Source organism: Prosthecobacter sp., assembly GCF_049294395.1.
In the GTDB taxonomy this organism is placed as follows: Bacteria; Verrucomicrobiota; Verrucomicrobiia; order Verrucomicrobiales; family Verrucomicrobiaceae; genus Prosthecobacter.
Window position 1 is genome coordinate 1 of sequence record NZ_JBAQCR010000389.1, and the last position, 2,020, is coordinate 2,020.

The 2,020-nt window shown below is 61.0% G+C and carries 3 protein-coding genes; all 3 read left to right on the plus strand.

The window, feature by feature from the left end; all coding sequences use genetic code 11:
• Positions 1-189 precede the first annotated feature (189 nt).
• Complete coding sequence (locus WAW39_RS25960) at positions 190-627, plus strand: hypothetical protein (RefSeq protein ID WP_422322065.1); 438 nt, start codon at positions 190-192, stop codon at positions 625-627.
• A gap of 600 nt (positions 628-1,227) precedes the next feature.
• Positions 1,228-1,689 (plus strand): hypothetical protein, encoded by a 462-nt coding sequence (locus WAW39_RS25965; RefSeq protein ID WP_422322066.1) that lies wholly within the window; start codon positions 1,228-1,230, stop codon positions 1,687-1,689.
• On the plus strand, positions 1,686-2,020 hold a 335-nt coding region (locus WAW39_RS25970), incomplete at its 3' end, for a hypothetical protein (protein WP_422322067.1). The genes WAW39_RS25965 and WAW39_RS25970, both read left to right, overlap by 4 nt.

Consider the following 2,020-nt stretch of genomic DNA (forward strand, 5'->3'; position numbering starts at 1 on the left):
GCCCACACCACGCTGAATTGATGAGGTGGGCGCTAAGCACCATGCCTACCATTCTCTGCATCAGCCACCCTGGACATACATCTGGACACCCCATGCCATGCAGTTAAAATCAGCCGTCCATCCGCCTAGGATCAGTCCTCAGGCAGGCGGTCTTCTTTCTTCCGCCCCTTCATCCTGCACCCACACCCCATGAAACACCTCCTCGCATCCCTCGGCCTCTTCCTCGCCATCACCGCCACCACACACGCCCGCATTGGCGAGACCCTCGCCGAGCTCAAAGCCCGCTACGGCGAAGGCAAATCCGTCTCCCCCCGCATGGCCAACACCGAGCAGTACGAGTGGACAAAAGACGGCTACATCATCCAGGCCAGCCTGCGCAACAACGTCACCGTCCTCGAGTTCTTCCACCGCACCGACACCCTGATGACCGATGACGACATCAAGGCCCTGCTCAAAGTCTACCGCAAAGACGTCCGCTTCACCTGGTCCACCCGCGACAACTGCTTCAAGAGCAGCGACAAAAAACTCATGGCCGGCCGCCAGGAAGGCCACGACGACTGGATCTACGTCCGCGACATCTCCGCCACCGAAGCCCTCAGCGGCAAAGACAAAGCGAAGAACCTCTGAGCCGTGCAGCGCATCACGCGCCCCTCGTCAGCCGCCAGAGTGGTTCAACCACGGAACACACAGAATACACGGAACCTGAGTTTGAATCTGATTCCGTGTATTCTGTGTATTGATTCGCTGCGCTCCCCTGCGGGCTCACTGCGTTCGTCTGTTTGCCTTCGGCTATCTTCGCTGCGCTACGGTTCGCTTCGCTCGGCTCCGTGGTCAAAATGCAGATCTTAACCGCCGATGAGCCGCTGACATGGCGCTCATTCGGAATGCCTGAATCCGGATTCTCAGACAGCCTTTCATCAGCGTCTCATGAGCGTCCTGTCAGCGGTTAAAAATCTCTGTTCCTGGTTCGATGCCCAGCTCTAGGCAAGCCCCCCATCCCCGCCATTTCCCCCTTGCCGTCTCAGCACCACCTCGCCACCCTGCGCGCCGCATGAGCACGCGGCCCATCATCTTCATCTCCGCCGTCAGCAAAGAGCTGCACAGCGCGCGTGATCACGTGGCCACGTGACCTCGGGGCCAATAACCCCTCTGGAAGACTAGGCAATCTGCCGAATCATCTGCAATCTTCCTTGATCTAGAAGGGCCGTGCCGCCAGTCTCGGCCTTCATGGATCCCATCACCACTGCCATCATCGCCGGTGCCGCTGTCGCACTCAAGGACACAGCCGAGACTGCCGTCAAAGATTCCTATCAGGCACTGAAGCAAGCCCTCACCCGCTGGTTCGCGGACAAGCCGGAGGCGCAGACCGTGTTGCAGCAGATAGAGCAGCACCCTGAGGATGCAAAGGCGCAGCACTCGCTGGAAGTCATCATCACCACACAGCAGCAAACCACCCCGCCGCAGGACGATCTGCGTCCGTTGATCGCCGCCCTGGTGCAGGCCCTCCAGCAGCACAGCCAAAGCCAGGACCCGCAGCGCATCGGCGTCCTCATCGAGGCGTTGAAAACGAAAGACCTCAAATTTGGCCACGTCCAGCCTCCGCAGCAGACTGGCATCGGCGTCAAGATGGGCACTGTCAAAGCAGAGAGCGTCACCTTCGACAAAGTCGGCAGCCTGGGGGAGCCGTGACGCCAGTGCTCAGCGGGGGCGATCCCTCCGTGGCCGCTGGCGTTTACATTCACACGCTCAATATGGCCAACGAGCAGGCAAACCGCCTGCCCAAGCTCCTCCTCAAGCCAGAGTCATGGCCGCAGCCCGCGCCGTTTCACAATCGCGCTTTCCCCGATCAGCACAACTTCGTCGGTCGCGCAGCGCTCCTCAGCGCCATGAAGCAGACCCTCGATGCCGAGCGCAACGTGGCCCTCACGCAACCCGTCGCCATGCACGGGGCAGGGGGCATCGGCAAGACACGCGCCGCCGTCGAGTTCGCCCGCGCCCATGGCAGCGCTTACACCCTGTG

Bases quoted from the DNA above. Each gene is read 5' to 3' on its own strand.
- WAW39_RS25960 (WP_422322065.1), top strand. From the start codon at position 190: ATGAAACACCTCCTCGCATCCCTCGGCCTCTTCCTCGCCATCACCGCC.
- WAW39_RS25965 (WP_422322066.1), top strand. From the start codon at position 1,228: ATGGATCCCATCACCACTGCCATCATCGCCGGTGCCGCTGTCGCACTC.